This window comes from Stenotrophomonas sp. 22385, from assembly GCF_052045085.1.
Taxonomy (GTDB): Bacteria; Pseudomonadota; Gammaproteobacteria; order Xanthomonadales; family Xanthomonadaceae; genus Stenotrophomonas.
In genome coordinates, this window is record NZ_JBQEOG010000006.1 from 112678 (window position 1) to 136172 (window position 23495).

The window sequence follows — 23495 nt, forward strand, 5'->3', positions numbered from 1 at the left end:
CCGCCAAGGAGACCTGCTTGAAAACGATTCTGACAATGGCCGTGGTTCTGTGTGGAACCACGTTTGCAACTGCGGCGTGGTCGAAGGACGACCCTGCCGCCGGCGAACAGCTCTACGCAACCCACTGCGTCGCCTGCCATGGCGCGAACCGGGCCGGCGTTCCGCCGACGTTCCCCGCGCTGACCGATGTCGCCAAGCGGCTGCAGCCTGCGCAGATCAAGGAAAAGATCAGCAAGGGCGGCGGTCTGATGCCGCCCTTCTCCCAGCTGTCGCCACAGGAAATCGACAATCTCGCCAGCTACCTGGCGAAATAGGAGACCCCTACAGCTTCCGCACCCAGATGTTGCGGTAGCTGACCCTGGAATCATGCTCCTGCAGGTACAGCGGCGCGCACCCATGCGGTGCATACGAGGGCGCGCCGATGTACTCGGTCTTGCCCGACAGCACGGTGTCGTCCTGCACCAGCACGCCGTTGTGCAGCACGGTGATGCGGGCCGGTGACGTGAGCCCACCGCCCGGTGAGAAGCGCGGCGCCTTCCAGATGATGTCGTAGGCCTGCCATTCGCCTGGCTTGCGCGAGGCGTTCACCAGCGGAACCGCCTGCTTGTAAAGCGAGCCCGCCTGGCCGTTGGCATAGGTGGGGTTGTTGTAACTGTCGAGCACCTGCAGCTCATACAGTTCCTGCAGGAAGATGCCGCTGTTGCCGCGGTGCTGGCCGTCGAAGCCCTTGGTCGCGGTGGGCGCGCGCCACTCGACATGCAGCTGGATGTCACAGAAGTCCTGCTTGGTACGAATCCCCTTGCTGCCTGGCACCACGGTCAGCGCGCCGTTGGCAACGCTCCAGCGCACGGGTCCACCCTGCTCCGACTCCCACGCAGAGACATCCTTGCCACTGAACAGCACAATCGCGTCGGATGGCGCGGCGTTCGGGGGCGTGGCCACGGTCGCGGGTACCGGCCTCCACACCTCGGTCTTGGTCGGATCTCGCGCGGGGTCGTCGGCCTGCGCGAACGCGGGCGTTGCAGCCAGCACCCAGGCGGCCATCAGCAAGGGCTTGCTCATCGGGTTCCTCATCAGCTGGTGCCCCACGCGGGGGTACCCGGGACATAGGCCAGGTCGCCGTCGTAGCGACCGGGTACGGCGACGTACTGCAGCACTTCGGTTGCGCCGACCTTCGAGGTGAAGAAGCCGAAGATGGCCAGCTGCTTGATCATCGTGAAATAGTGAGGTGTGGCGCGGGTGCCTTCGGCGGTTCCGGTATCGCCCACGTCAACGGCGCGCTTCCTGGCTTCCGCATCCAGCGTACGCAGCAGCTCGGTGCGGGCCTGCGGAGTGAGCGACACGAAGCGGCCGCCGGCGCGCTTGTCGATATCCACCAGGCCCGCATGGAACGCCGCCTGCTGCTTGGCGGTGTAGCAGTCGGTGACGAACCGCGCCATGAACGCACCGGTACCGGCGTCCTTCGCCCCCGGCGTTTTCGTACGAGGCAGGATCGTCTCCGCGATCTCGTCCAGCGTGCCGATATCGGTGGCGGAGAACGCGGTCTTTGCCCCAGCCGTCGGCACCTGGCCGCTGGCGAGTGCGGGCAGGCCGACCAGGGCCGCGCCCGTGGCAGTAAAGATCATTTTCAGAAGGTCGCGACGTTCCATTACAGGTTCCCCGCTTTCAGCTCGCGCACGGCATGGTCGGCCGCGCGTGCGGTCAGCGCCATGTAGGTCAGCGAGGGATTCACGCAGGCGCTGGAGGTCATGCAGGCACCGTCGGTCACGTACACGTTGGGCGCATCCCAGACCTGGTTGTGCTGGTTGAGCACGGAGTTCTTCCGGTCACGGCCCATGCGTGCGGTGCCCATTTCGTGGATGCCCTTGCCTGGCGCGTAGTCGTTGTCATGCATCTCCACGTCCTTGACCCCGGCGGCCTCCAGCATCTCGGCGGCATCGGCGGCCATGTCCTTGCGCATGGCCTTCTCGTTCGCGCGCATGGATACGTCCATCGCCAACACCGGCAGCCCCCACTTGTCCTTGCGGTCAGGGTCCAGGCGGATCGTGTTGTCGTGGTGCGGCAGCATTTCGCCGAAGCCGGTCATGCCGATTCGCCAGTCGCCCGGCACGGTCAACGCCTCCTTCAGGTCGGCGCCGATGTTCAGCTCGGCGATCTCGCGCGACCAGCCGTTGCGGCTGGCGCCGCCCTGGTAGCCGAAACCGCGCAGGTAGCCACGTTTGTCGGCGGCCACGTTGCGGAAACGCGGAATGTAGAAGCCGCACGGACGCCGGCCGAAGTAGTACTTGTCGTCGTAGCCTTCGACCCGGCCCGAGGCACCGGCGCCGAAATGATGGTCCATCACGTTGTGGCCCAGCTCGCCGGACGACGACCCCAGCCCGCCTTCCCACACGTCGGTGGCCGAGTTCATCAGCAGCCAGGTCGAGTTGAACGAGGATGCGTTGAGGAAGATGACCTTGGCCGTGTACGTGTAGGTCTGCCCCGTCTCTGCATCGATCACCTCCACGCCGCGTGCGCGCTTGCGGTCCTTGTCGTAGAGCACTTCCTTGACGATCGAGAACGGCCGCAGGGTGAGGTTGCCGGTCTTCATGGCCGCAGGCAGCGTCGCCGACTGGGTCGAGAAGTAGGCGCCGAACGGACAGCCCAGGATGCACTTGTTGCGGTACTGACAGTTGACCCGGCCCTGCTCGGGCTTGGGCTGGGTGATGTTGGCGGTGCGCGAATGGATCATGTGCCGCGTGCCACCAAAGGCTTTCCTGATCCGCGCTGCCACATCCTTTTCGACGATGTTCAACGGGACCGGCGGCAGGAACTCGCCATCCGGGAGCACGTCCAGCCCCTCGCGCGTGCCGGCGATGCCGGCGAACTTCTCCACGTGGTCATACCAAGGGGCGATGTCGGCGTAGCGGATCGGCCAATCGGTGGCGATGCCGTCCTTGAGGTTGGCCTGGAAATCCAGGTCCGAAAAACGATAGCTCTGACGCCCCCACATCAACGAGCGGCCGCCGACGTGATACCCACGGAACCAGTCGAAGCGCTTGGTCTCGATGTAGGGCGAGTCCTGTTCGTCGGCCCACATTCCTTCGAGGTTCTCGGCCAGCGCGTAGTCGCGCATCAGGACCGGAAACGCGGCCTTCATCGCCTGGGTGGGGCGGTTGCGGTGTGGGAAGTCCCACGGTTCCTTCATCGCATTGACGTAGTCCTTCACGTGTTCGATGTTGCGCCCGCGTTCGAGCATGAGGACCTTGAGGCCTTTCTCGGTCAGTTCCTTCGCCGCCCAGCCGCCACTGATGCCGGAGCCGACGACGATTGCGTCGTAATGATTGTCTGCCATGGGTTCTACTTCACCTGGGTGGATATCAATTTCAGACGTCGCAGAGGCGGATCGCCTCGCGCAGCGAACCGATGGGATCCGGCGCTGCAGGCATGAACTCCTGCGCCAGATACCCATCGAAACCGGTGTCGCGGATCGCGCGACAGATGGCGGGATACTGGAGTTCCTGCTGGTCTCCAATTTCGTGGCGGCCCGGAACGCCCGCGGTGTGGTAATGCTTGAAATGCGCGTGATGCCGGCCGATGGTGGCGATGATGTCGCCCTCCATGATCTGCATGTGGTAGATGTCGTACAGCAGGCCGAAATGCGGCGATCCGAGCCGCTGGCACAGCTCCACGCCCCACGCCGAGTGGTCGCACAGGTAGTCGGGATGATCGACCCGGGAGTTGAGCAGCTCCATCACCAGCACCACGCCGCGCTTCTCGGCATGCCCCAGGATGCGTTTGAGTCCGGCCTCGGCGTTGGCGATGCCTTCCTGCGGGTCCATGCCGTTGCGGTTGCCGGAGAAGCAGATGAGATTGCGGTAGCCGGCGTCGGCGACCAGATCGATGTGCCGGGTGTAGCGCTCCACCAGTTGGTCGTGGAACTCTCGGCCGGCAAAGCCCTTGGTCAGGCCCAACTCCGCGCCATTGCACATCGAGCTGTGCACGCCATGGGCCTTCAGCGTGGGCCAGTCCTCCGGCCCTACCAGGTCGATGGCGGCGAAGCCGATGCCCTTTACCGTCTGGCAGAGCTGGGCTACCGATAACTGCGGGAAGGTCCAGCGGGCGACGGAATGCTTCAGGTTGCCCTTGAGCGGCGCGGTGGCGGCCATCGCGGGCAGCACGCCTGCGGCGCCCAGGCCAATGCTTGCGGCGGCCGCCATGCGCAGCGCATCGCGCCGCGTAAGGCGTGCGCCTTGGATCGATCCAATGGAATGGTCGGGCATCCGCTTTCCGGCCTCCCAACCGGTATCAAACGCAACTATTCACTGCAATGCAATCGATTGCACCATAGAGGAGTACTTCGTTTTTTTGCAAGACGCACTGCACGAAAATTAATGCTGCAGGGCACAAAAAAACCGACGCACTTCGGTGCCTCGCTCCGCCGCTGCCGTACCGCATTTGCGATGCCAGCCGTCATCGATCGCGGTGGTCGGAACCCAGTGCACATTACCGGCGAAGTGTTGCTCATCAGGCGACAACTGTTGCCTGATGAGCAACAGATCGCATGTGGCCTCAGAAACAAAAAAAGGCCCGCTGAAAAGCGGGCCTTTCTGATCCAACGAGGTGCAGTGCGACTCAGAACGGAATATCGTCGTCCGCGAAGTCGTCCATCGGCGGAGCCGACTGCTGCGGCTGCTGCTGCGGGCGCTGCTGCTGGCCGTAGCCACCGCCGCCACCACCGCGCTGACCGCCACCACCACCACCGCCGTATTCCTGGCGCGGGGCCTGCTGGCGCTGCGGACGCTCGCCGCCGCCGTAATTGCCACCGCCACCGCCACCACCGCCACCGCCTTCACCGCGGCCGCCCAGCATCTGCATTTCGTCGGCGATGATGTCGGTGGAGTACTTCTCCACGCCATCCTGGCCGGTGTACTTGTCGTAGCGCAGGCTGCCTTCGACGTAGACCGAGCTGCCCTTGCGCAGGTATTCGCCGGCAATTTCGCCGAGCTTGCCGAAGAACACCACGCGGTGCCATTCGGTGCGCTCCTGCTGGTTGCCATCCTTGTCCTTGCGGACGCTGGTGGTGGCCAGGCTGATGCGGGTGATCGCCATGCCGCCTTGGGTGTACTTCACGTCCGGGTCGTTGCCGAGGTTGCCGACCAGGATGACTTTATTGATGCCGCGCGCCATAGGGTTGCTCTTCCGTTGTCCGAGGGCAGGCCTGAGAGATTACACACTCTTGGAGGTGCGGATACACCGGCCGCCCTGCGGGAAATCTGGGTGGGATGACAGAACGCCCAATTCTATCATCCCCGCCTGCCCTGCCCTTGTCGGGGATGTCCCCGGCCGCCTTCGGATTTTGGCTGGACCTTTGCGGGACAAGGGCTCCCGCCCTACGTCCCGGCACTGACCCACGCTAGACTCCGTTCCATGTCGAATCCCGAAATCTACGTCAGTACCGATGTGGAGGCTGACGGCCCCATTCCCGGCCCGCATTCCATGCTGAGCTTCGGCTCGGCGGCGTATCTGGTCGACAAGACCCTGGTCGCGACCTTTTCGGCCAATCTGGATACGCTCCCCGGCGCGCAGGGCCATCCCGGCACCATGGCGTGGTGGGCGACCCAACCGGTGGCGTGGGCGGCCTGCCGGCGCGATTGCGAGGCGCCGGAGGCGGCAATGCGCCGCTACCTCGCCTGGCTGAAGGCGCTGCCGGGCAAGCCGGTGTTCGTGGGGTATCCGGCCGGGTACGACTTCCTGTTCGTGTACTGGTACCTGATGCGCTTCGCCGGGGAGAGCCCGTTTTCGCATTCAGCGCTGGATATCAAGTCCTTTGCCATGGCGATGCTGAAGACCGACTACCGCAGCGTTACCAAGCGGAGCATGCCCAAGCGCTGGTTTGATCGGCTGCCGCATACCCACGTGGCGCTGGATGATGCGATTGAACAGGGTGCGTTGTTCTGCAACATGCTGGCGGAAAACCGGGGGTAAAACCACGGCCCCGCGTCCCATGGCATCATGGCTTCCGTCGTCACAGCCCTGCCTTCCATGACCATCCGCGGCAAAGCCACCTCCCTGGATATCGCCCACCTGGCCGGGGTTTCCCAGCCCACGGTGTCGCGGGCGCTGCGTGGCAGCCCGATGGTGAACCCGGAAACCCGCGAGCGGATCCTGAAGATCGCCCGGGAGTTGAACTACAAGGTGGACAAGAACGCCTCGAGCCTGCGCCTGCGCAATGCCGGCACGCTGGCCCTGCTGTTCTTCGAAGACCCCACCAACGACGATTCGCTGATCAACCCGTTCTTCCACGCCATGCTGGGTTCCATCACCCGCGCCTGCGCGCTGCGCGGTTACGACCTGCTGGTGTCGTTCCAGCAGCTGTCCACCGACTGGCAGGCCGATTACGAAGACAGCAACAAGGCCGACGGCATCATCCTGCTTGGCTATGGCGACTACCACGAGTCACGCGAGCGGCTGCAGCGGCTGGTGGAGCAAGGCACCCATTTCGTGCGCTGGGGCGCGGCCCTGCCGGACCAGCCCGGGGTATCGATCGGCTGCGACAATTTCCAGGGCGGCTTCGACATCACCTCCCACCTGCTCGACCAGGGCTGCCGGCGCATCGCCTTCGTTGGTCATGCGTCCAGCCATTACCCGGAGTTCGAGGAACGCTACCGCGGCTATGTGGCCGCGATGGCCGAACGCGGCGTACCCGTCGACCCGGCAGTGCAGTTCGATGCGATCACCACCGAGCTGTCCGGCTACGACGCCTGCCAGGCGCTGCTGGCCGATGGGCAGGCCATCGATGCGGTGTTCGCGGCCAGCGACCTGATCGCCATCGGTGCGATGCGTGCGCTGCGCGAGCACGGCCTGCGCATTCCGCATGATGTGGCGCTGGCCGGGTTCGACGATATCCCGCTCGCGGCGTCGGTGTCGCCTACCCTGTCCACCGTGCAGCAGGACACCAAGCAGGCCGGCCAGCTGTTGGTGGAACGCCTGCTCGCGCTGATCCAGGGCGAGCCGGTGGAAAGCCAGACCATTCCGGTGAAGCTGGTGCTGCGGGAATCGTCGCTGGCCCGGCGCTGAGGCGCGTCGTACCGACCAACGGTCGGTACCTACCAAAGAAGTCTTACCGACCAAAGAGGTAGCCCACGACCGTTGGTCGTGGGAGCAGAGACCGCATTATCTGAGTGCCTGCTCCGCGTCCACGATGTCCACTCCCTGCATCTGGCCCAGCCACTGGTCGAACCACGGCTTGTGCGAGACACCGACCACCGACAGCACGCGCACGCCCGGGCGTTCGCGGAACGTCTGCTGGATGTTGGCCACCATGCGCAGGTTGCGGATCTCCCAGCCACTGACCCAGATCTGCGGGTAATGCTCGGCTGATGTCGCACGCAGGGTCGCGCCGACGTTGACATCGGTCAGTACGTTGAGCCGTTCGGGCGCATTGATGAAGCGGTACAGCGGCAGCAGGTCGCGCGCTTTCGCCATCGTGTCTTCGATGGCGGTGTTCTTGTCCAGCTCTGCCTTGCCAGCGTTCCACGCCTGTTCCAGCGAGGTGCCGAACGCCTTGCGATCCTTGACCTGGATGTTGTCGCCGGTGTGGTCGTCGATGGCGTACACGCGCGGCAGGCCCAGTCGCGCGGCCAGCTGCGCGGCGATCAGGTAGTTCTCGTTCTGGCGGGTAGCAATGGTGTTCAGCAGGGCAACCAGGGTGGCATCCAATCCATCACCGGCGCGGCGCTCCGCCGGGGGCAGCTGCAGCCATTGGGTGTAGGCCGAGGCCCGCTCGTTGGCGGCCAGCATCCATGCGGCCAACTGGCGGCGCTGGGCTGGCGTGGGTGCCTTCGGCCACGTGTCCAGGGCGGCGTTGATCTTCTCTATCGCGGCCGGGATCTGCAGGCCGGTGGCCGTGCGCGCGACGTCAGTGCTGGCGCAGTAGTCCGGCCCGTAGACGCTGGCATGGCGCTCGGCAAGATCGCACTGCTCACCGCTGATGGCTTCCACGGTGATGATGTCCGGCGTGTAGGCGGCCAGCTTGTCCAGCAGGGGATCGAGCGCACCGGGTTGGATGCCGCCTTCCACTTCGCTCAGATGAACACTGCCCAGCACCAGTACCTGGGTGCGCGGGCCGGTCATTTCCCGGTCGAGCGTGGCCAGATCGACCGGCACGGCGGCCAGCGATGGGAAGGCGCAAGCCAACAGCGTTGCGATCCATAACCTGCGTTGCATGCCAGCACCCTCAATCCGTCGATGCAGACAGTGTGGGTCACGATGGCCCCCGCCGACGCGTGACGGTGGTCAGGGTGCCGTTGGTCAGGGCCTCAGGCGCTGGCGTCGCTGACGGCATCGGCCAGGGCGCTGCGTACCGCGTCGCTGAAGGCCTCCAGCGGGAACGGCTTGGCGATCATGCTCATGCCGGGTTCGAGGAACGCCGAGCGCTCCTGTGCCTTTTCCGCATAGCCGGTCATGAACAGCACCGGCAGCTCGGGGCGGGTCTGGCGGGCAATCTCGGCCAGCTGGCGGCCGTTCATGCCCGGCAGGCCTACGTCGGTCACCAGCAGGTCCAGTCGCCGCGTTGACGCCAGCACCGGCAGTGCGCCGTCGGCATCGCCCACCACCTCGACCGTGTAGCCCAGGTCTTCCAGCACCACGGTCACCAGCATCCGCACCTGCGGATCGTCTTCGACTACCAGGATCGACTGTCCCGCGCCCAACGCCACGGGTGCCGGGTCTGCCGAGGGTTCCGGCCCGGCAACGGCATCCACGAGCGGGATGAACAACGAGATGGTGGTGCCCTGCCCCGGCTGGGAATCGATCGCAATGTGCCCGCCGGACTGCTGCATGAAGCCATATACCATCGACATGCCCAGGCCGGTACCCTTGCCGATCGGCTTGGTGGTGAAGAACGGCTCGAACGCGCGCTCCACCACCTCCGGCGGCATGCCGGCGCCGGTATCGGAGACCGCGACCACCGCGTAGTCGCCTGCCGGTACGGTCGCACGCTCGCCGTCGGAAAGCGTCAGCGGGAACGCGCGCAGTGCCAGCTCACCGCCGTTGGGCATGGCATCGCGGGCGTTGATGGCCAGGTTGAGCAGCGCACTTTCGAACTGGTTGGTGTCGAGCGCCGCATGCAACGGGGTATCGGACACTTCCGCGCGGATCTGGATGGTCTCGCCCAGCGTGCTGCGCAGCAGTTGCTGCATCGCCCCCACCAGTGCGTTGATCTCGACCGGCCTCGCGTCCAACGACTGTCGCCGCGAGAACGCGAGCAGCCGCTGGGTCAGGGCGGCGGCGCGCTGGCTGGACGCGGTGGCGGTATCCAGGAAACGCTCCAGGTCGTCCACCCGCCCCATCTCCAGGCGCAGCCGCACGATATCCAGGGCTGACAGGATACCGGTAAGCATGTTGTTGAAATCGTGCGCGATGCCACCTGTGAGCTGGCCGATGGCTTCCATCTTCTGCGACTGGCGCAGCGCCGCCTCGCTGGCTTCGCGCGCCTCCATCTGCGCCTGCAGCTCCAAGGTGCGTTCGGCCACCACGGTTTCCAGCTCCTGCGCGTGTTGCCGGCTGGCTTCCAACGCCTGCCTGGCTACCGTGATGTCGGTGACGAAGACATGGAAACCATCGACCGTGCCATCCACTGCGCGCCGTGGCGAGTAGCGCACCTCGCAGTCACGGCGCTGGCCCTCACGGGTAGGCCAACTGACTTCGAATACATGCTCCTGCCCTTCCAGTACCTGCTGCATGATCGGCAACCGTTCCTCCCAGACACGGGCCCCTACCACGTCGCGGATGTGCCGGCCGATCACCTCTCCCACCGGCAGGTCGAACCAGGCCTCATAGGCCTTGTTGGCAAAGCGGTAATGCATCGAACGGTCGACGAAGGCGATCAGCACCGGCATCGCATCGGCGATCAGGCGCAGCTCGGCTTCGCTGCGTTCCAGCGCGCTGCGGCTTTCGGCGAGCGCGCGCATCTGGTCGCGCACCACGAATTGTTTCTCGCGCGCGCGCAACGCCCCCTGTACGGCACTGAGCAACGAGATGCTGCCCAGTGGCCGATCAAGCTCGACTACGTTGACGGTGCGGGGCAACAGGCTGTCGAACGGGGAGCGACGGTGTGCGCGCGGGGAGCGCAGCAGGATCACCGGCAGGTCCGACCAGGTGGGCTGATCGCCCAGGGCTGCGAGCAATGGCTCGGTACCGCTGGCCACGGCCTCCTCGGTGATGAGCAACACACCGGCCTGGTCATCCAGTACGCGCGAAAGCTCGACCAGCGTGGATGCAACCCGGGTGCTCAGGCCGGCCGTGGCCAGTACCGATGCCATGCTGGCCGCATCGCGTCCGAACGGCGCGACGATATGCGCCACGCCGCCGCACGCTTCAGCCTGCATAGGGATGGCTGAGCAACGATGCCGAGTCGCCTACGAACTCCGGGGTACCGGTCAGGATGCCCTTGAACTCCCTCAGTGGCGCACCGACCGTCAGGCCCCTGCCGTTGATCTTTAGCTCACGGATGGTGTCTTCGTGCGCGCCGCCGCGGTTTTTGATCACGGAAATGGCCTTGCGGATCCGCCCCTGCGCCTCGAAGAACCGGAACAGGACGACCGCATCGGCAATGTAGGAGACATTGAGGTTGCCAGTGGACATCGTGCCGACGAGCCCGTGCTGTGGGTTGACCACGAAGGTCGCCACACCCTTGTGGTTGAGGTAGGACAGCATTTCGTGGAGCTGCAGCATCAGCTGCTTTTCCTGTGGCATGGCCGCCACGTAGCCGTTGAGGCTGTCGATGACAAGTACGCTGCAGCCCCGCTGTTCGACGGCCCTCTGCACATTCCAGGAAAACTCGCCAGGCGAGATCTCGGCCGGATCGACCTGGATGATCTCCAGCCTGCCGGCCTCGATATGCGACTCGAGCTCGATATCCAGCGCCTTTGCGCGGCTGAGCAGCGTGCCAACGCGTTCGTCGAACTCGAAGATGCAGCAGGTCTCGCCACGCTCGCAGGCCGCCCATACATACTGCAGGGCCACGTTGGTCTTGCCGCTGCCGGCCGGCCCGGTCAACAGCGTGCAGGTGCCACGCAGCGGACCGCCGCCGAGCAGGTTGTCGATTTCCGGCACGCCGCTGCCGATGGTGTCTTCTCCGAACGGCTCGTGGTGCTGCGAGGCGATCAGGCGCGGGAATACCTCCAATCCGCCGGAACGAATGACCATGTCGTGGTATCCGGCCACGAAGTTGACGCCCCGCAGCTTCTGGACCTGCAGCCTGCGCCGGGCCGGGCCGAAGTCCAGGGTCAGGCGTTCCAGCGAGATCACGCCGTGGCACAGGCTGTGCAGCTGGCCGTCGCGGTCGTCCGCGCCCGAGGTCAGGTCGTCGACCAGGATGACGGTGGCACTCTGCGGCGCGAAGTACTGTTTCAGTGCCAGGATCTGGCGCCGATAGCGCAACGAATCCTGAGCCAGCAGACGAAGCTCCGACAGCGAGTCAAATACCACGCGGTTGGGGCGTATGCGATCCACTTCGCCCAGGATCAGGTTGACTGTTTCATCCAGCTCCACTTCCCACGAATGCAGAACCGACTGCAGGCGACCATTGCCCAGCGCGTCCTCGGCCGAGCCCAGCTCGAACAGGTGCAACCCATCCAGCGACCACCCGTGCGCGGCAGCGACTTCGCGCAGCTCCTCGGCTGTCTCGGAAAGGGTGACATACAGGCAGCGCTCTCCCTGCTTCAGGCCCTGGAGCAGAAACTGCAGGGACAACGTGGTCTTGCCCGACCCGGGCGGGCCTTCCAGCAGATACAGCCGGCCCTGAGGCAGGCCGCCGCTGAGGATGGTGTCCAGGCCCTGCACACCCATGGTGACGCGGGAAGACTGTGTCTGCATAGAGGTCCGCCGTTTTGACGGAGGCGAGTCTAGCAATCGACGCTGTGTAGGGATTGTGTGATCGAGATCTGCAGGTCGCGTCACGCTGGGGACGCGTTCACGGAGATCACGGTGGCGTCGAGAGGCGCGCTGCGGCAGTGTCAGGCGAAGTCTTTCAGGATCTCGCCAATGCCTGCTGGAGACAGCTCAAGCCCCAGCGACGTTCCTGGGTTGACAACGACGCCGTAGCCGCCCGGCACGCGTTTCAGCACCTCCAGCATCTGCATGCGGAGTGTGTGCGGTGCCTGCTGGTTGTGGAACCCCACGCGCTCCATGTGGGTGAACACCGCTATGTGCAGGGTGCCCTGCTTGTCGAACAGCAGCGGATCGAAGCCGCTGCCGTCGGGGGTGACCAGGCTGCCGGTAAGCAGCACCACGTCCGAGGCGACGAAAGCCTTCATGAAGGCGCCGATCGGGGTGCTCCCGTCCATGGCGGATTGGAGAAGGATTTCGATCGGGGTCAGGGGGGCGAGCTCGGTCATGGGGCCATTCTACCCTTCCGGTAGCCACCGACCGTTGGTCGGTGGCCGGTGTGTACCGACCAACGGTCGGTACCTATCGGGAAAGACGTTCCGTCCTTGTCTGCTGATCCACCACTGCCTTGGCCAGCTCAGCTTCCAGCGCCTTCTGGTTCACCGCCGCATCCAGCAGGTACACCTTCACCCCATGCGCGGGGACGTCAGCCTTCAGGCTCTGCTTGACCGCCAGGCTGCCGCCGCCCAGCGCATCACGCCAGGTGCCCGGCTGCAGGTAGCGGCTCACCTCGAACGTGCTGGCGGTGTCGCCCTTGTTGAGCAGCACCAGCGCGGTCTGCGCGGTGTCGCCGTGCTGCAGTACCCGGTAGAACACAGCCTGGTCGCCCTGCAGCCGCTCGTTGACCTGCAGCCCGCGCTGCAGGGCCGGGGTCGCCTCGCGCAGCTTGGCGATCCGCTGCAGCGGCCCGAAGATCGGGCTCTGTGGGGCGGCATCCACGCGCGGCTGGCCGAAGTAGGCGCGGTTGCCCGCGTGCTCGGCGCGGCTGCGCATGAAGCCGGTTTCCGAGCCGTAATAAAGCACCGGAATGCCACGCGCGGTGAACAGCCAGTTGTGCGCGTCGATGAAGCCGTTGTCGGTGGCATCCAGCCGCGCCATGTCGTGGTTGTCGTAGAAGCTCATCAGCTCGTACGGATTGGCGTATGGCCCACCCACCAGGTGCAGCGGCTCGGCCAGCGCTTCGAAGCCCTTCTGCTCCTTGCCGAACACGCTGGACATCGCGCCACGCAGCGGGAAATCGAGCACGCTCACGTTGGCGTTGCTCGGCCAGGTGTGCTCGGCGATCTTGCTGGCGTCATAGTCGAACGCCTCGCCGAACATGAACATGTCCGGATGCTCGGCGCGGATCCGGTTGACGAACGCATGCCACCACGGGTGCGGCAGCCAGCCGATGGTATCGATGCGCAGCGCATCCACGCCCTGCGCGGTCCACTGCAGGTAGGCGCCCACCAGGTAGTCCATCACCGCCGGATTGTCCTGGTTGAAGTCGCCCAGCTCGGCCAGGTTGCCGTCGAAGATCGAGCCCTTGTCCGCATCGACCGGGCCGATGGTGTTGTAGAACGCATGCAGCGGGTTGCGCTTCGGGTCCAGCCGCTGCGGCGGCAGGTTCTGGTGGTCGGCGATGAGTGTGCCGTCCTTGTCGAAGATCTGGCCGAACTGCGGCTGCTTCACCGGCATGGTCCAGGCCGGCGAACCGTGGTTGCCGACGATGTCCAGCACCACCTTCAGTCTGGCATCGTGCAGGCCGCGGGTGAGCCCGGCGAAATCCAGGTCCGCGCTGGGCAGGTGCTCGTCGAGTTTGTAGAAGTTGATGCCCCAGTAGCCGTGGTACCCGGTCTTGCCGCGGTCGGTCAGGGTGCTGGTGCAGCTGATCGGCTTGCTGCCGGTGAAGGCTTCATCCGGGTTGTCGATGATCGGGGTGATCCACACCGCGCCGAAACCGAGGTTGCGGATGTAGTCGGCATTGTCGAGCACGCCCTTGAAGTCGCCGCCCAGGTAGCCGATGTTGCCGTCGACCTTGTCCGGGCACGGCACCGGAATATCGAAGGTGCGGTGCTTGCCGCCCTGGTCGCGGTGGTCGTTGGACGGGTCACCGTTGACGAAGCGGTCGGTGACCACGAAGTACACCGCATCGCTGGCGAACGGCTCCAGCGTGCCCACGTACTCGGGGCGCGGCGCGGCAACGGCATTGCCGGCCAGCAGTGCGAACGAAAGGCCCAGCCACAAACGCGAACGAGACAGCATCAGACAACCTCCTGGTGGGACGGTACCCGCAGCACGCACAACCCGGCGATCAACAGGCTGACGCCCCCCAGCGCCAGCACGTGCATCGGGTTGCCGCCCAGCCACAGGCGCAACATGAAACCGAGCGCGCTGGCCGCGACCAGCTGCGGAATGACGATGAAGAAATTGAACAGGCCCATGTACACGCCCATCTTGGCCGCCGGCACGCTGTCGGACAGCAGCGCATACGGCAGCGACAGGATCGAGGCCCAGGCGAAACCGACCCCGACCATCGACAGCAGCAGCCACTTCGGGTCGTCGATCAGCATCAGCGAGATCAACCCGAGGCCGCCCAGCCACAGGTTGACCAGGTGGCTCAGGCGCAGGCCAAGCAGCCGCACCATCAGCGGAATCAACAGCGCGGCGAGTGCGGCAAAGCCGTTGTACGCGCCGAAGAGCACGCCCACCCAGTTGGCGCCCTCGTTGTAGGCGGCCGACGCCGGATCGGTGGAGCCGAAGTGGGTACCGGCCACGGCGGCGGTGGTGTATATCCACATCGCGAACAGCGCGAACCACGAGAAGAACTGCACCCACGCCAGGCGGCGCATGGTGCGCGGCATGCTGCGCAGGTCATCGACGATGGTGGCCAGCATGTGCGGGCCCGGCAGCACCCGCGCCACGCCGAGCAGCAGGCCGTAGGCGATGCACAGCCCGGCCAGCACGTAGAGCATCTTGTCGCCATTGCGCCAGGCGATGGCCGCAGCCAGCGCCAGGCCGATCGCGATCCAGCCGCCGATCCGCAGCATCGGCGGCGGCCCGGCGACAGGCGCGGCCTGGTGCACGGCAGGCGGCTCGGCGTCGTCGAAGCTGGCCAGCTCGGCCGGCGAGTACTCGCGGGTGCTGAACACGGTCCAGGCAATCGAGGCCAGCAGCACCACCGCGCCGAAGTAGAACGCGTAGCGCACGGTCGGCGGCACCTCGCCGGCGGCAGCGGTATTGGCCACGCCGAAGTGCGCCAGGATGAACGGCAGGAAGCTGGCCACGATGGCGCCCACGCCGATGAAGAAACTCTGCATCGCATAGCCGGTCGGCCGCTGGCGCGGGGCCAGCTTGTCGCCGACAAATGCGCGGAACGGCTCCATCGAGACGTTGATCGAGGCATCCAGCACCCACAGCGTGCCCGCCGCGATCCACAACGTGGGCGAGTTCGGCATCACCAGCAGGGCCAGCGTGGTGAACACCGCGCCGATCATGAAGTACGGGCGGCGGCGGCCCCAGCGGGTCCAGGTGCGGTCGGACAGATAGCCGATGATGGGCTGCACCAGCAACCCGGTCAACGGTGCCGCGATCCATAACCCGGGCACGGCGTCCATCGGCGCGCCCAGTGTTTCGAAGATGCGGCTGGCGTTGGCGTTCTGCAGGGCAAACCCGAACTGGATCCCGAGGAAGCCGAAGCACATGTTCCAGATCTGCCAGAACGACAGGGTCGGCTTGGCGGTGCGGCTCATCGGGTGGCCTCCGCGCCGCCGGCCACCGGCGCGAGCAGCAGCGCGCGGACGTTGGCCGCGTTGAGCACGCCGTCGCGGCCGCCCTTGCCACCGTTGTACTGGGCGAAGTGTTCCAGTGCGCTCATGTTGAAGCCAGGTTCCAAGGTGAAACGGCAGCTGCCCTTGGGCAGATCGAATTCGGCGGCGGTGGAATCCTGCGGGCCGACGCTGTGCGGCATCACGATGGTGGCGCGCTGGACTGGCTGGCCTGCACATTGGACGGCCAGCTGCTTCACGGCAGCGGTGACGCCGGTGTTGATCGGACCGTTCGGGTTGTCGTAGTCCAAGCGGATGCGCACGCGGGTCGGCTTGGCAGCAGTCCAGGCCCACTGGGTTGCGCCCGGCAGGCGCTGCTGCGGGCCGATGCAGGTCATCGGGCTGTGCAGGGATTCGAGGGCGCCTTCGCGACGGGTGAGGCTGAAGCAGTGCTGGTGGCCGTCGTTGGTGACCGTGTGGGGGGCGGAGCTGCCCACCGGGCTACCGTCCTGCCAGAGCTGGTGGTTGGCGGGGATGGCGATCGTCCAGGTGTTGCCGCGCTTCTTTGGTGCCGGGGCGACGGGGGTGGCCGGGGCGAAGGCGCTGGGGTTTGCCGGGTCTGCGTGGAAGGCAGACACGCGTGGCGTGTCCCTGCGCGGCTCGAGCTGGACGGTTACGGTGCTGCCCTTGCGCTTGATCGTTCCTGCTACGAGCAGGTCGCCTTCGAGCGTGCGCGGGCGCTTGAGGATGTAGCGGTTGGTGCCGTCGTCGAGCTCGATGCTGTCGCGCTTGCCGAACAGCTGCGGGACCAGCGCCACCGGCAGCTTGGGCGCGACGGTGCCGTTGGCTTCGACCCCGAACACGCCTTCAAGCACCATCGAGAGGTAGCCGGCAACCGACCACAGCTGGCGGGGCGAGTTCACCACCGGGCCGCTCAAGGAGCCTTCGTCGACATGCACGGCCAGTGTGCGCATCTCGTAGTTCTCCATGTTCGAGCCGGCCAGCGCGCTGCCGCGCATCAGCGATTCGATCTCGCGCTGGATGCGCGTGACATCATCCACCTTGCGTGCCGCCCGCAGCGAGTAAGCGCTGACGAACGGCCACACCGCGCGGTTGTGGTAGATCGGCTGCTGCGCTTCCTGCGGCCACACCACCGGGCTGCCGCCTTCCACATACGGGTAGTTGGCCAGCGACCGGCGCGCGCGCTCGGCCGGGAACACGTCGGCCAGCACGCCCAGCGAGATGCCCAGCAGGTCGTACTTGGCATAGGGCACCGGGTGGGCCGCTTCGCCGATGTAACTCATGTACATGCCGGCGTCTTCGCGCCAGAAGCGCGCGTCGATCTGCCTGGCCAGTGCCTCGGCCCAGCCCGCGTACTGGTCGGCGCGCGGATCGCGCAGCTCGCGCGCGTAGGTTTCGGCCAGCCGCAGCGCCTGGTAGTGCAGCACGTTGGTGGACAGCGCGAAGGACTCGCCGATGAAACGCACGTCCTGGCGGGTCCAGTCCGGGTAGGTCTGCTCGCGCCAGTCCAGGAACGAGGTCTCACCGCGATACAGGCCAGTGCGCGGGTCGAACACCATCGCACGGTCCTGTGCCAGGGTGGCTTGCAGCGCCTGCCAGGTCCCGGTCATGAAACTGGAACTGTCGTGCACGCTGCGCGCAGCCAGGAACCAGACCACCCGGTCGCTGCTGATCGGCCAGCTGCCACCGGAACCGGTGTCCTGCGCCACGAACAGACCGGGGGTAATCCCGTCGCGGGCCTTGGACAGCTTGAACTGCAGCGAGTTGCGGACGCGGATCGGCTCCAGGCGGCTCAATGCCAGGTCGGCGGCAAAGCTCACATCGCGCGTCCACACGTAGGGCCAGCGCTCGCCGGTCTGGAAGCACTCGCAGTCCACCGGGTTGCCAAAATTGAACGCCGGGTCGCGGATCGCATCGACACGGTCGGCGGACAGCTCCTCCTGGGCCAGCGCAAACAGCGCATCGAACATCAGGCTGCCGGTGCGGCTGTGCATCGGCTGGGCGGTGATCGCCAGTTGCCTGCCATCGGCCAGCAGCTGGAAGCTGCCATCGGCGGCGGCGGTGGCACGCGCGGTGCGGCCATCGAATGTGAGGTCCGCCGCGGTAGCGGTGGACACCAGCGCCGCCCAAAGGGCAGCGGTCAGGCAGATCGTTTTCAGCATCGAAAAGCGGCGGACCGGCTTGCGCCCGTCGGCCTTCCTCCCTTCTTGCACGCGGTATGGTTCGCCAGCGCCGGAGCGCTGTCGTCGCGGCCCCCTCCCAGGGTGCCTGCCTGCATGGTAGGCGACGACCGTCGCCCGCCGCACTGCACAGATGACATCGGTGCCCGCTTGCATACGTATTCATGGCGTGGCGCGGTGAGGCCGTGGCACGCGTGGCTATAGTCCGGGGCGGATATGCACTGCCCTGGGAGGGGAAATGCCCCTGGATTTGCCGTTGTTGCGCGCGCTTGCCGCGCCCCGCCCGCTGGCCTGGCTGGCACTGTCGTTGCTGGTCTGGATCACCGCCGCACACGCTGAACCGGTCACGGTGGCCAGCGCCAGCTCACCCGGCGACATACTGAAGGTCTCGCTGCAGCTGGATGGCGGCACCCCGAGTTACCGGGTCGAGCGCCTGGGTCAGACCGTGGTGGCCGACTCCAGGCTGGGCTTCCAGCTGCGCGACGGCCGCCTGGACCGGGACCTGGCGGTGCTCGGGCAGGACACGCGCAGCGTCGATGACTCCTGGGAGCAGCCGTGGGGCGAGCGCCGCAGCGTGCGCAACCACTACAACGAGATCACCGTGCACCTGGGCGAGCGCAGCGGAGCCAAGCGCCGGCTGGACGTGGTGTTCCGCCTCTACGACGACGGCCTGGGCTTCCGCTACCACTTCCCGCAGCAGCCGGGCCTGCGCGAAGCGATCATCGATGATGAGCTGACCGAATTCGCCATTGCCCCGCAATCCACCGCCTGGTGGATTCCCGCTGGCGAGCCGATACATTACGAATACCTGTACCAGCGCACGCCATTGGACCAGGTGCCGCTGGCACATACCCCGCTCACCCTGCGCAGCCGCGACGGGCTGCACGTGGCGATTCACGAGGCGGCGCTGGTCGATTACGCCGGCATGTGGCTGCGGCGCACCGAGGGCCAGCGCCTGCGCGCGCAGCTGTCGCCGTCGGCCGAAGGCTGGAAGGTGCGCCGCACCCTGCCCTTCGATACGCCCTGGCGCACGCTGCAGATCAGCGACACCGCCGGCGGACTGGTGGAATCGAACCTGATCCTCAACCTCAACGAACCCAACGCGCTGGGTGACGTGAGTTGGGTCAAGCCGTCCAAGTACCTGGGCGTGTGGTGGTCGATGCACCTGGATCAAGAAAGCTGGGCCACCGGCCCGAAGCATGCGGCGACCACGGCAAAGACGCAGAAGGTGATCGACTTCGCCGCCAGGCATGGCTTCCGCGGCGTGCTGGTGGAAGGCTGGAACCCGGGCTGGGATGGCAACTGGGTCGGCAACGGCTACGCCTTCGATTTCACCCGCGCCACCCCGGACTTCGACATCGAGGCGCTGTCGGCGTACGGCGCCAGAAAGGGCGTGCACCTGATCGGGCACCACGAAACCGGCTGTGCGATCGAGCACTATGAAGACCAGCTGGGCGCGGCCCTGGACCTGTATGCGCGGCTGGGCGTGGATTCGTTCAAGAGCGGCTATGTCTGCGACGACGGCCAGGTGGACCGGCGCAATCCGGCCGGCGGCCCGCTGTGGCGCGAGTGGCACGACGGCCAGTTCATGGCCCGCCATCACCTGAAGGTGGTGCAGGAGGCAGCCAAGCGCCACATCGCGGTGAACCCACACGAGCCGATCAAGGACACCGGGCTGCGCCGCACCTACCCGAACTGGATCTCGCGCGAAGGTGCGCGCGGCATGGAGTACAACGCCTGGGGCCAGCCGCCGAACCCGCCCGAACACGAGGTCAACCTGGTGTTCACCCGGCTGCTGTCCGGACCGATGGACTACACCCCGGGCATTCTCAGCCTGAAGGGTCGCCACGGCCAGGCCATCCCCAGCACGCTGGCCCGCCAGCTGGCGCTGTACGTGGTGATCTACAGCCCGATCCAGATGGCCGCCGACCTGCCCGAGCATTATGAACAGCACCGCGAGGCGTTCCGCTTCATCGAGGACGTGGCCGTGGACTGGGACGACACCCGCGTGCTCGATGGCGAAGTGGGCGACTACGTCACCATTGCGCGCAAAGACCGCAACAGCCGCGACTGGTTCCTGGGCAGCATCACCGATGAGCATGGGCGTTCGCTGCCGGTGCCGCTGCCGTTCCTCGAGCCGGGCGTGCGTTACCGCGCCGAGATCTACCGCGACGGCGACGGCGCCGATTACCAGCGCAACCCGTTCGCGTTCAAGCGCGAAATCCGCGAGGTCAGCAGTGCCGACACCTTGAACATCGTGCTGGCACCAGGCGGCGGGCAGGCGATCCGGTTTGTTCCCATGTAAGTGCGTAACGACCAACGGTCGTCACCTGCCGCCCCGAATGGCTGGTAGCGCACGACCGTTGGTCGTGCGTCCGATTGTCCGATGTAACCGATTCCATGCAAGGCATCTGCATTGAATACGTATGCAGGGTGATTCGCCGCGCGAACGCGCTGCCTACCATAGCCACGCAGTCGACAGCCACCGCGCCGAGACGCGCCCGGATCTTCCGGGCCACCACAATTCAGTTTGGCAACATTGCCTGGGAGGGGAAAATGTTGAATCGCAAGCGCAGCGCGCTGAGTATCGCGCTGGCCGTCGCCCTGACGCCGTCATTGGCGTTGGCGCAGTCCACCACCACCACCGCGCCGCCCGCCGGTACCGCCGCCACCGACCTGGACACCGTGCAGGTCACCGGCATCCGCCGCGGCATTGAAAACGCCATTGCGATCAAGCAGGACGCCACTTCGGTGGTCGAGGTGATCTCGGCCGAAGACATCGGCAAGCTGCCGGATGTGAGCATCGCCGAATCACTGGCCCGCCTGCCCGGCCTGGCCGCACAGCGCGTGGCCGGCCGTGCCCAGGTGATCAGCGTGCGCGGCCTGTCGCCCGATTTCGCCACCACCCTGCTCAACGGGCGTGAAGTGGTCAGCACCGGCGACAACCGCAGCGTGGAGTTCGACCAGTACCCGTCCGAACTGGTCAACGGCGTGACCGTGTACAAGACCCCGGATGCGGCGCTGGTCGGCCAGGGCCTGTCGGGCACCATCGACATGCAGACCGTGCGCCCGCTGGCGTTCGGCGAGCGCGTGATCGCGCTCAGCGGCCGCTATTCGAAGAACTCACTGGGCAAGGCCGCCAACGTGGATGCGTTCGGCAACCGCTTCAGCGCCAGCTATATCGACCAGTTTGCCGATAACACCTGGGGCATCGCGCTGGGCTACGCGCACAGCGACAACCCGATCCAGGAAAACCAGGTCGGCCTGTACGAGCCGTGGACCACCGAGCAGACCGACCAGGGCAACCGCCCCGGCGTGGCACCAGGCACCGCGTTCTCCGACGGCATCAAGGCGCTGCGCCGCACCGGCAACGCCAAGCGTGACGGCTACATGGCCACCGTGCAGTTCCGCCCGTCCAACGTGTGGACCAGCACGCTGGACATGTTCCATACCGAAGCCGAGCAGATCGACACCGCCAACCAGTTCGAGGTCAACCTCAGCAACTACAACGGCGGCTACACCCCAGGCCTGCTGATCAGCAATCCACAGGTGAACGGCAACGGCACCTTCACCGGCGGCACCGCCAGCGGCGTGTACCCGCTGGTGCGCGGCATGTACAACAAGCGCGAAGACAAGATCGACGCGTTCGGCTGGAACAACGAGCTGACCTTCGACAGCTTCAAGCTCACCGCCGATGTGAACTACTCGAAGGCCACCCGCGATGAGCTGAACCTGGAAAACAACCTCCAGCTCACCCCGATGCCGCAGCTGGACACCATCGGGCTGACCGTCAACCCGGACGGCTTCTCGCAGATCCGCCCGGGCCTGGATTATTCCAATCCCGAAGCGCTGTACCTGACCAACACCATCTACGGCTCGGGCTATGGCAAGGTGCCGCAGGTCGAGGATCGCCTCAAGGGCGGGCGCCTGCAGGGCACGTTCAACATGCCCGAATCGCTGTCGTGGTTCCAGGATGTGGACGTGGGCGTGAACTATGCCGACCGCCGCAAGGAAAAGACCCAGGCCGAAGGCAACATCCTGCTCGGCGCCCAGGGCGACGCCAACGTCGGCGGCGACCTGCAGTACGCACCGGTCAACCTGGGCTTTGCCGGCATCGGCTACATCCCGGCCTGGAACGTACCGGCCGCGGTCGATCGCTACATGACGTTCAACCCGGTCACCAACCTGGACTACCTGATTCCCAAGTCCTGGGTGGTGCAGGAAAAGACCACTACGGCCTGGGTGCGCGCCAACATCAATACCGACATCGGTGACGTAGGCGTGCGCGGCAACATCGGCGTGCAGATGATCACCACCGACCAGAGCTCGCAGTCGAACTACTTCGACCGCTCGCGTCCGGCCGGCCAGGAAGTCCTGCCGATCGATGAAGGCAAGAAGTACACCGACTGGCTGCCAAGCCTGAACCTGGCGTTCCTGTTCCCGCACCAGCAGACCCTGCGCTTCGCGGTGGCCAAGCAGGTCGCGCGCCCGCGTGTCGATCAGATGCGCGCGGGCCTGGAATTCGGCGTCGATACGGCCACCGGCAAGCCGGGCGGCAGTGGCGGCAACCCGCTGCTGGATCCGTGGCGCGCCAACGCCATCGACCTGTCGTACGAAAAGTACTTCGGTGAGAAGGCTTATGTGGCAGCGGCAGTGTTCTACAAGGACCTGAAGAGCTACGTGTACACCCAGTCGGTGGACGACTACGACTTCAGCAACCTGCTGGCCAACTACGTGCCGCCGCCGGGCATGATCGCGCCGGTGCAGACCATCGGGACCTTCTCGGCGCCGCAGAACGGCGAAGGTGGCACCCTGCGTGGCCTGGAGCTGACCGCCTCGTTCCCGCTGGAGATGCTGGCCGACCCGCTGCTTGGGTTTGGCGTTCAGGCCAGCGCGACCTTCAACGACAGTGACATCAAGATCCTGGACCCGGAAAGCGCCTCCAGCGTCGGCACCGATCCGATCAGCCTGCCGGGCCTGTCCAAGCGCGTGTACAACTTCACCGCCTATTACGAGCGCAACGGGTTTGAAGCGCGCGTGAGCCAGCGTCGACGTTCGGACTTCATCGGTGAAATCGGCAACTTCAACGGCAACCGCACCCTGCGTTACGTGGTGGGCGAGAACGTGACCGACGCGCAGGTGAGCTACACCTTCGCCGACGACAGCGCGCTGCACGGCCTGACCCTGCTGCTGCAGGGAAGCAACCTGACCAACGAGCCGTACCGCACCTACGCCGGCACCAAGGATCGCCCGCTGGAATACATCGAGTGGGGCCGTACCTACATGCTGGGTGTGAACTACAAGTTCTGATCCCTGTGTAGAAGCAGGAACGAAGAACCCGCTGCGCGAGCAGCGGGTTTTTTTGTTATGGATCAGTGGTGAATCAAACGCGGCTGCCGGTGAATCGAGCGCCGGTTCGCCTCCAAGGGTATGGCGACCCGGCACTCGATCCACCGGCGTTGCACCCCGCCTTCTGCTTTTCCATCGCTAACCGCAAGCCTTGCCCCGTCGCGGCCGGCAGGGTCCTGGCAAAGTAAAGGAGGAGGCCGTCGCCGCAGGGCGACCGCCGGGGGACATTTGCACAGGGGCCTGCCGGCCGCGGCGGGGCCCTCAACGC

17 protein-coding genes are annotated in these 23495 nt (G+C 65.8%); 5 read left to right on the forward strand and 12 right to left on the reverse strand.

The annotated features are described in order from the left end of the window. The first annotated feature begins 17 nt into the window (after window positions 1–17). Window positions 18–314, forward strand: coding sequence for a c-type cytochrome (locus tag ACTJI4_RS12035; RefSeq protein ID WP_440869471.1), 297 nt, complete (start codon window positions 18–20; stop codon window positions 312–314). A 7-nt stretch (window positions 315–321) separates the two neighbouring features. Here ACTJI4_RS12035 and ACTJI4_RS12040 read toward each other — a convergent pair whose 3' ends face one another. The 5 genes from ACTJI4_RS12040 to ACTJI4_RS12060 all read right to left on the reverse strand — a co-directional run bounded on the left by ACTJI4_RS12040 (window position 322) and on the right by ACTJI4_RS12060 (window position 5169). Continuing rightward, a complete protein-coding gene (locus ACTJI4_RS12040; RefSeq protein ID WP_440869472.1) occupies window positions 322–1062 on the reverse strand; it encodes a 3-keto-disaccharide hydrolase in 741 nt (246 codons plus the stop codon). A gap of 11 nt (window positions 1063–1073) precedes the next feature. Further along, window positions 1074–1649 (reverse strand): gluconate 2-dehydrogenase subunit 3 family protein, encoded by a 576-nt coding sequence (locus ACTJI4_RS12045; RefSeq protein ID WP_440869473.1) that lies wholly within the window; start codon window positions 1647–1649, stop codon window positions 1074–1076. Next, window positions 1649–3334, reverse strand: a complete 1686-nt coding sequence (locus ACTJI4_RS12050; RefSeq protein WP_440869474.1) for a GMC oxidoreductase — start codon at window positions 3332–3334, stop codon at window positions 1649–1651. Before ACTJI4_RS12050 ends, ACTJI4_RS12045 begins: the two co-directional genes overlap by 1 nt. Window positions 3335–3365: 31 nt before the next feature. Beyond that, window positions 3366–4262 carry a hydroxypyruvate isomerase family protein gene (locus ACTJI4_RS12055; RefSeq protein WP_440869475.1) on the reverse strand — a complete coding sequence of 299 codons (897 nt, stop codon included), beginning with the start codon at window positions 4260–4262 and terminating at the stop codon, window positions 3366–3368. Window positions 4263–4614: 352 nt separating this feature from the next. After that, window positions 4615–5169 carry a single-stranded DNA-binding protein gene (locus tag ACTJI4_RS12060; RefSeq protein ID WP_440869476.1) on the reverse strand — a complete coding sequence of 185 codons (555 nt, stop codon included), beginning with the start codon at window positions 5167–5169 and terminating at the stop codon, window positions 4615–4617. 240 nt (window positions 5170–5409) lie between these two features. Between ACTJI4_RS12060 and ACTJI4_RS12065 the strand changes: the two genes are divergently transcribed. Next, window positions 5410–5967, forward strand: coding sequence for a hypothetical protein (locus ACTJI4_RS12065; protein WP_440869477.1), 558 nt, complete (start codon window positions 5410–5412; stop codon window positions 5965–5967). 57 nt (window positions 5968–6024) lie between these two features. Then, entirely contained in the window at window positions 6025–7059 is a 1035-nt protein-coding gene (locus ACTJI4_RS12070; RefSeq protein ID WP_392915540.1) for a LacI family DNA-binding transcriptional regulator, read from the forward strand. 96 nt (window positions 7060–7155) lie between these two features. Here the strand turns inward: ACTJI4_RS12070 and ACTJI4_RS12075 are convergent, their stop codons facing one another. The 7 genes from ACTJI4_RS12075 to ACTJI4_RS12105 form a co-directional block, all read right to left on the reverse strand. Beyond that, window positions 7156–8208 (reverse strand): DUF5694 domain-containing protein, encoded by a 1053-nt coding sequence (locus ACTJI4_RS12075; RefSeq protein WP_440869478.1) that lies wholly within the window; start codon window positions 8206–8208, stop codon window positions 7156–7158. Between the two features lie 92 nt (window positions 8209–8300). Further along, complete coding sequence (locus tag ACTJI4_RS12080) at window positions 8301–10370, reverse strand: PAS domain-containing protein (protein WP_440869479.1); 2070 nt, start codon at window positions 10368–10370, stop codon at window positions 8301–8303. Beyond that, complete coding sequence (locus tag ACTJI4_RS12085; RefSeq protein WP_392915531.1) at window positions 10360–11859, reverse strand: ATPase domain-containing protein; 1500 nt, start codon at window positions 11857–11859, stop codon at window positions 10360–10362. The genes ACTJI4_RS12080 and ACTJI4_RS12085 overlap by 11 nt, the downstream gene beginning before the upstream one ends. A 140-nt stretch (window positions 11860–11999) precedes the next feature. Continuing rightward, the gene (locus tag ACTJI4_RS12090) at window positions 12000–12380 is read right to left on the reverse strand and encodes an SseB family protein (RefSeq protein WP_392915529.1); all 381 of its coding nucleotides are present in this window, start codon (window positions 12378–12380) and stop codon (window positions 12000–12002) included. A gap of 73 nt (window positions 12381–12453) precedes the next feature. Beyond that, window positions 12454–14175 carry an alpha-amylase family glycosyl hydrolase gene (locus ACTJI4_RS12095; RefSeq protein ID WP_440869480.1) on the reverse strand — a complete coding sequence of 574 codons (1722 nt, stop codon included), beginning with the start codon at window positions 14173–14175 and terminating at the stop codon, window positions 12454–12456. Next, window positions 14175–15662 carry an MFS transporter gene (locus ACTJI4_RS12100; protein ID WP_440869481.1) on the reverse strand — a complete coding sequence of 496 codons (1488 nt, stop codon included), beginning with the start codon at window positions 15660–15662 and terminating at the stop codon, window positions 14175–14177. The genes ACTJI4_RS12095 and ACTJI4_RS12100 overlap by 1 nt, the downstream gene beginning before the upstream one ends. Continuing rightward, on the reverse strand, window positions 15659–17860 hold the full coding sequence (locus ACTJI4_RS12105) for a Six-hairpin glycosidase-like protein (RefSeq protein ID WP_440869482.1): 2202 nt from the start codon (window positions 17858–17860) through the stop codon (window positions 15659–15661). The genes ACTJI4_RS12100 and ACTJI4_RS12105 overlap by 4 nt, the downstream gene beginning before the upstream one ends. A gap of 256 nt (window positions 17861–18116) precedes the next feature. On the opposite strand from ACTJI4_RS12105, the gene ACTJI4_RS12110 reads away from it, so the two are divergent. Both ACTJI4_RS12110 and ACTJI4_RS12115 read left to right on the forward strand, forming a co-directional pair. Then, window positions 18117–20183 carry a glycoside hydrolase family 97 protein gene (locus ACTJI4_RS12110; protein ID WP_440869483.1) on the forward strand — a complete coding sequence of 689 codons (2067 nt, stop codon included), beginning with the start codon at window positions 18117–18119 and terminating at the stop codon, window positions 20181–20183. 251 nt (window positions 20184–20434) lie between these two features. Then, window positions 20435–23188: a TonB-dependent receptor gene (locus ACTJI4_RS12115; RefSeq protein WP_392915516.1), complete on the forward strand. Its 2754-nt coding sequence runs from the start codon at window positions 20435–20437 to the stop codon at window positions 23186–23188. Window positions 23189–23495 lie beyond the last annotated feature (307 nt).